6 protein-coding genes are annotated in these 7,236 nt (G+C 32.6%); 5 read left to right on the forward strand and 1 reads right to left on the reverse strand.

The window, feature by feature from the left end; genetic code table 11:
* Window positions 1-20 precede the first annotated feature (20 nt).
* From QZ019_RS00935 to QZ019_RS00955, 5 genes are read left to right on the forward strand one after another with little or no spacing between them, the layout of a single operon-like run.
* Complete coding sequence (locus tag QZ019_RS00935; RefSeq protein WP_295481691.1) at window positions 21-2,069, forward strand: ATP-dependent helicase; 2,049 nt, start codon at window positions 21-23, stop codon at window positions 2,067-2,069.
* Window positions 2,069-3,376 carry a GIY-YIG nuclease family protein gene (locus QZ019_RS00940; protein WP_295481693.1) on the forward strand — a complete coding sequence of 436 codons (1,308 nt, stop codon included), beginning with the start codon at window positions 2,069-2,071 and terminating at the stop codon, window positions 3,374-3,376. The genes QZ019_RS00935 and QZ019_RS00940 overlap by 1 nt, the downstream gene beginning before the upstream one ends.
* A 15-nt stretch (window positions 3,377-3,391) precedes the next feature.
* Entirely contained in the window at window positions 3,392-3,982 is a 591-nt protein-coding gene (locus tag QZ019_RS00945; protein WP_295481695.1) for a hypothetical protein, read from the forward strand.
* 40 nt (window positions 3,983-4,022) lie between these two features.
* A complete protein-coding gene (locus tag QZ019_RS00950) occupies window positions 4,023-5,435 on the forward strand; it encodes a P-loop NTPase fold protein (RefSeq protein WP_295481697.1) in 1,413 nt (470 codons plus the stop codon).
* 44 nt (window positions 5,436-5,479) lie between these two features.
* The gene (locus tag QZ019_RS00955) at window positions 5,480-6,928 is read left to right on the forward strand and encodes an ATP-binding protein (RefSeq protein ID WP_295481699.1); all 1,449 of its coding nucleotides are present in this window, start codon (window positions 5,480-5,482) and stop codon (window positions 6,926-6,928) included.
* Between the two features lie 100 nt (window positions 6,929-7,028).
* Here the strand turns inward: QZ019_RS00955 and QZ019_RS00960 are convergent.
* Window positions 7,029-7,236 (reverse strand): hypothetical protein (locus QZ019_RS00960; RefSeq protein WP_295481701.1); only part of this gene is annotated, 208 nt, incomplete at its 5' end.

The raw sequence follows: 7,236 nt of genomic DNA on the forward strand, positions 1-7,236 counted from the left end.
GCGTATGTGGAGCATAGGCTATGAGCATAAGAGTTGAAAACATCGGTAATTATCAATTTGCAGCAAACGGCAGTAGTACAAATTCAAACAATATGGGAATGCGTGAAATGCAGGCACGTGCCTTTGCAAAACGCGATTCTCAATATCTTTTAATTAAAGCACCTCCTGCTTGCGGTAAATCTCGAGCCTTGATGTTTTTAGCACTTGATAAACTGGTTAATCAAGGTATTAAAAAGGTTATTGTTGCTGTTCCGCAGATGGCAATTGGCTCAAGTTTTAAAGATACGGATTTAATTTCTCATGGTTTTTTTGCTAATTGGCATGTAAATCCAAAATATAACTTATGCGGACCAGGCAGCGATCTCAGCAAATCTGAAAAGGTTTTGCAGTTTTTAGATGATCCTAAAGAATCATGTTTGCTGTGTGCCCATCCAACTTTAATTTATTTTTATGACAAACTTCAGGACAAATCAAAATTAGATAAAGCTCTGATTGCAATAGATGAGTTTCATCATGTGTCAGCGGATGCCGGTAATAGACTTGGAACAGTGATTAGGTCATTAATGCATGATACTGATGCCCATATCATTGCCATGACCGGATCTTATTTTAGAGGTGATAGTGTTCCGGTATTAGAAGCTAAGGATGAAGAGCAATTTGATAAAGTTACATACACTTATTATGAACAGCTTAATGGCTATAAGTATTTAAAGTCATTGGGTATTAATTATGCCTTTTATACAGGGAGATGGACTGACGCGGTAGCTGAGGTCCTAGATACGCATAAAAAAACGATTTTGCACATACCAAGTGTTAATTCATCTGAGTCAACAAAGGATAAATATAACGAAGTAGGCAATGTGTTTGACATAATCGGTGAGGTAGAGTTTAGAGATCAAAAAACTGGAATTTATACATTAAAAACCAAAGATAGTCGGTTATTAAAAGTTGCAGATTTAGTTACAGATGATGAGTGGCAAGGCATTACATTACAATCCTTACGCGAAGTAACAAAGCGTGATGATTTAGATATCATCATTGCTTTAGGCATGGCAAAGGAAGGCTTTGACTGGCCATGGTGTGAGGTTGCGTTGACTGTTGGTTATAGACGTTCATTAACTGAAGTTGTGCAAATTATTGGACGTGCCACTCGTGATTGTGAAGGTAAAGATCATGCACAATTTATTAATTTGATAAGAAAGCCTGATGCCCTACAGGATGATGTTGCTGACTCTGTCAATAGCTTGCTTAAAGCAATTACTCTATCTTTATTGATGGAGCAGGTTTTAGTGCCTAATATTCATTTTAGGGCGGCTAGCGACCAGACGGATAAAGATGATGAAAATGGGCCATCTATTGTTATTGATGATTCAGAATTGAATTTAAGTGATACTGGTAAAGAGATTTTAAAAGAAGGTATTTTTGATTTAACCGCTGATGTTTTAAACAGCGAAGACATAAAAAACGTTTTAGCGTGTGATCCTAATAGTCTTAACAATGAAAGAGTAAAAGAGATTATAAAATGCGTTTTAACAGAAAAATTTAAGGACGAATTATTACCTCAAGATATCGAGGCAATTTCGCAAGCTATAGTTATTGAGCTTAATAAAAAGGATATTTTTAATCCAAAGCCGTCTCAAAATACTACTAGGGGTGATGGTGAAAAAGGATCGGAAAATATTGTAGATGCTCCTGCTCCTTTTGTTACTGAAGAAGGTGGTACTACCTTTGTTGACAGTAATCAGCGTAGATTTATGAATTTAGACGATCTTGATATAAATCTTATAATGCAGACCAACCCTTTTATGGGGGCTTATGAATTTATATCAAAAGTTGTTGATGCTCCCACTTTAAAGAGAATTCAGGATATTGCAGTATCTTCCCGAGCTCATGTAACTGAGGAGGAGGCTTTGATTTTGTGGCCAAGCATTAAGACTTTTGTTGCAAAACATAATAGAGAGCCTGATGTGCATAGCAGTGATGATTATGAAAGAAGGCTTGGGGAAGTTTTAGCTTATATTAGAAATAGAAAAGCTCAAAAGCTTGCAGCAGAGCAAGAGGAACAGTAATGAAAATAGCTATAAAAAAAGAACAGCTTCCTCCATCAAGTTTTGATGAGCTTTTTGAAGATGATTCTTTGGGTCTATTGACCAATGTAAAGTTGAAAACGAGTAAAACAATAACTTTTGAAAAAAAAGATGACTTTAAAAAACTAATTGATTTTATAAAAAAAGAAAAAAGACTACCTAATGATGATTTTCCATCAGAATTAGCCCTTACAGTAGAGCTTGAAAGAGTACAAAAGGAAGATCCTGATAAATATCAGCAATGTCTTGAGTTACTGGGTGGTCATTTTGAGACGACTTTAAAAAATAAAGGACGCAAAGAAAGTTGTGCTAATAACTCTCAAGAAAAAATTACTGAAAAAAGACTAACTACTTTTGATGATATTTTTGCTGATGACTCTCTTGGTTTACTAGATGATGTAGGTCAAGAAATTGACTTAAGCTTTCATGGACCTAAAAGAGAATTTGTCTCAAGAGCAAGATCTTCAGATGGTTCAATAGCTCAACTTGTTGAGTGTAAAGACTTTTACAAGTACGAAAAAATCTTTGCAGATCTTAAAGATTTACTGCGTAAAGGTGATTTAGGTTTTGAGTCTGTTGTAAACGGCAAAGCATGGGAAATAAATGTTGGAGACATTTTTCTTGTAAATAATATTTATAGATTGGTTGTTGATGAACATTCTGCTCGCTTTGTAACAGGACATCAGAAAGAACAAAGACGCGTAAGAATTATTCTTGATAATCACTTGGAGCATGAACCATTTGATCAATCGTTAAATCGTGAAGTTAGAAAGTTAAAGGACTCAAAAAAGATTATTGCAAAAACTGCTGAAGGTGCAGGCTTTTTAAAGCAAGTTAAAGAGCACCTTCAGAATATTAGAGCAGGAGATGAATCAAATATTCATACAGGATACATCTATATTTTGCAGTCACGTAGCACTAATCCGGCAATTACCGAATTTGTGCAATCAAGTAGCTTAGTAAAAATCGGTTTTTCAACGACTTCAGTGGAAGAAAGAATAAAGAATGCCGAAAAAGAACCAACGTATCTTGAAGGGAAAGTAGATATCGTAAAAAAATATAAATGCTTTAACTTTGACCCGCACAATCTTGAGCGTTTGATCCATGCTGTTTTAAATTCACAGAGACTTAATGTTAAGTTAAAAGACCATACAGGCAAGCTTTATCGTCCAAAGGAATGGTTTACGGTAAGTCCAGCAACAGCATGCGAAGTTGTTGAAAGAATTATTAATGGAACAATTAAATATTATAGATTAGATAATGTTAGAGGAAGATTGGTTCTTAAATAGGAGGAGATGTTAACAATGAGTGAAGATGGATATGATTATAAAAATTTGATAAAAGAACCTGAATCAGAATTAGAAATAATTTTCATGGAATTGCAAGATAATTTATTGGGTGCTCTTGATACATTTACTTTAGTCAAACAATATGGAATTTGGTGGGAAAATTTAAAAAAGGACGATCCGACAGATCAGCTGGTTGATAAGATTATTGCGATAAAATTAAAGGAATATTTACTTATTCAATTATCAGCAATTTTTTATGATAAAAGCAGTGAAAGCGTTGCGTCAGTGCATAATTTAAAAGAACATTTACCGGATAGGGCAAAATATCTAGTAGAGGAGTTTAACAATAGGCAAAAAGGGATCTTAGAAAGAATAGGCTGTTTAAGAAATAAATTATTTGCTCATAATGAAATTATTAAAAAGGATTCAACGAAAATTAAAATAAATAATTATAGAAATAATGTCTCTAATGAAGATATAGATAAATTATTTAAAGATGCATTAGATATGTTAACAAAATTAGCATATGAAGATTTAAATTTACCTGTGCCAATAACAGATTCACTCATAGAAAATGATGTTATAAGTTATTTTAAAGAAAAATAAATGATAGAAATAGTAGTTTGTTGTAAATAAGGAATTAATAATGTTAAAAAGATTTGATATTGAAATAACCAAAGAAGATCCATATCTAAATGATAAGTTAGAAAGAAAGTCAGTAGGAGAAACGTTAAAATCAATTATAGATATATATGGTTCTCAAGGTTGTGTGTTAGCTATTAATGGTGAATGGGGAACAGGAAAAACCACATTTATTAAAATGTGGGAAAAAGACCTATTAAATTCTGGTTATGAGGTATTGTTTTATAATGCATGGGAAACGGATTATATTGCAGATCCAGTTATAACTATTGTGCATAAATTATTAGAATTAGTGTCTGAAGATAGTAAAGAGTATAAAGGCCTTAAGAGTTTGTTAGGAAAATTGGTTGTAGATGTAACTAAAGATTTTGGTTCAAATGTCTTAAGAAATATTTCTAAGTTTGCTCCTAATACTGTTGATGAATTAGAAAATATAGCCTCTGCATATATAAGTAATATTTTTGAGCAAAAGCATAATATAGATGCATTAAAAAAAGAGCTAAAATCTTTTATAAATGAACACGCAGAAAAACATCCTATTGTTTTTTTTATTGATGAGTTGGACAGATGTAATCCACATTATGCGGTTTCAGTTCTAGAAACGATAAAACATCTTTTTGAGGAGAGTAATGTTGTTTTTGTTTTAGCGATAAATAGGACTGCATTATGCGCTGCCATTAAAGGTTATTATGGGAGTGACTCGATTGACGCAGAAGAATACTTAAGGCGTTTTATAGATTTTGAGTATCATTTGCCTAAACCTAATATCGAGACTTATTGTAATTTTTTATATGATCATTATGGTTATAATTCCTTTTTAGAAAATAAAGAGCGCAAACAGTATCAAGAATTTATATATGATGATATGGTTTTTAAAAAGTTTGCATATTCATTTTGTCAATCATTAAACTTAAATTTAAGGTTTATTGATAGATTATATTCATACACTAGATTAACCATGTATCAATTTTCATTAAATAGTATTGTCTATCCTAGACTATATTTTATTTTATGTTTCATTAGAACTAAAGACTCTGAATTTTTTTATAAAATTAAAGATGCGTCGTTGTCAATACAAAGCCTTCTTCAATATTTTGAAAATAATTTTCCTAAAAAAATGTTGAATCCACCTCAGCCAGATCATTCATTGATAATCTATGAGGTTGCTATGTTATTAGTATACTATTATGATTTACAAAAACATAGTGAATTTTTAAATGCCAGATATGGATATGGAGAGAATAAAATAAATAATTTAGATGATTTAAAAAATTTTTTTAATGTCAAGCCAGTTGTTTTTGATGAAGAAGATTTTTGGGAAAAAATATCTAACCACTTTAGTAAGTTTGATGAATATTTCCGATTGTCTACTTTGTTAGATAATATTGATTTACTTGCTGGGTTTCAAAAGAGTTAACTATATTTAGATATTTTTATAAAAAGCTAGTGTACGAGGTTAATGTGGAAAATTTAGAAAAATTAGTATTGGAATTATGTAAATTACCAAATGAAACTCAGTGGGTTGAATTTAAGCGTGATAATTATGATCCTAAAATGATTGGTCAAGATATTAGTGCATTAGCTAATAGCGCTGCTTTACAAGATAGAAGTTGTGCTTACATGCTATGGGGAATAGATGATAAGAGCCATAGTATTGTCGGCACTAAAAAAGATTTGCAGAGTCTGAAAAAGGGAAATCAAGAGATAGAAAGCTGGTTGCGTAATTTATTATCCAAAAATGCAGACTTTGAATTTCATTCTGTATTAGTTAATGATAAAAATATTGGTGTTTTAGTTGTTTATAAGGCAGAGCATGCTCCTGTAACCTTTGAAAAGACCGAATATATCCGGATAGGAAGTTATACAAAAAGGTTAAATGAATATCCTGCAGTCCAAGTTCAGTTATGGGATAAAATTCGAAATGAAAAATTTGAGGAGCAATATGCTCTTATTGATTTAACAGAAGAAAATGCTGTCCGTAAATTAGATTATTCTGTTTATTTTGACAGGAAAAATATTCCAATTCCTTCAGATATGAAGGGAATTGCGCATTATATGCTTGAAGAAGGCGTATTAGTTAAGCAAGACAACGGCCTTTTTGCTATTACAAATTTAGGTGCTACTGCTTTTGCAAAGGATTTTCATGATTTTCCTAAAGTTTACAGAAAAGCTTTGCGTGTCGTTAAGTATGAGGGGAAGAGTAAACTTGTCCTTTTAAAAGAAGAAACCAGAACAAAAGGCTATGCGGAAGATTTTGAAAACACAATAAAGTTTATTGAAGCTTTGTTGCCTTCATGTGAAGAGATCGTTGATGGAATTAGAAAATCTCATACAGCGTTTCCAAGTATCGCAATTAGAGAGATTTTGGCAAATGCTTTAATTCATCAGGATTTTTCTATTTCAGGGGCTGGCCCATTAGTTGAAATTTTTGATAATAGAATTGAAGTTACCAATCCCGGAGTTCCCTTAGTTGATGTTAAAAGAATAATTGATAATCCTCCTCGTTCACGCAATGAGAAATTGGCTAATTTATTAAGATGTTTGCGTATTTGCGAGGAGTTGGGAACAGGGTGGGATAAAATTATTATTGCTTGTGAGCTTTATAATTTGCCAGCACCTATTATTGATGTTTATGAAGAAAGCACAAAGGTTACACTCTTTTCTCATAAAAGTTTTACAGATCTTTCTATAGAAGATAAATTGTGGGCTTGCTATTTGCATTGTTGTATTAAATATGTTCAGGGTGAGCAACTTTCAAATAAATCTTTAAGAGGGCGTTTTGGATTATCTGATTCGTCTATAGCCTCTATTTCAAGATTAATTAGCTTGGCTGTGAATAAGCACCTTATAAAACCAGCTGATCCTACGACTGCGCCTCGTTACATGAAATATATTCCATACTGGGCGTAGCTGTAGCTCGTTTTTCAGTGAGAATAAGAATGTCTAGCTATGTTTAACTTGCTGGTAACTTTCACCTGAGGCTGGAGTGGTAAAGGAGCCAAAAGTTAATTTATTGAAAAATAAAGGAATACTGAAACGCGGCAAAATAAATCCAGCTATGTTTAACTTGCTGGTAACTTTCACCTGAGGCTGGAGTGGTAAAGGAGCCAAAAGTTAATTTATTGAAAAATAAAGGAATACTGAAACGCGGCAAAATAAATCCAGCTATGTTTAACTTGCTGGTAACTTTCACCTGAGGCTGGAGTGGTAAAGGAGCC

Origin of the sequence: uncultured Succinatimonas sp., assembly GCF_905203285.1 — a bacterium.
In the GTDB taxonomy this organism is placed as follows: Bacteria; Pseudomonadota; Gammaproteobacteria; order Enterobacterales; family Succinivibrionaceae; genus Succinatimonas.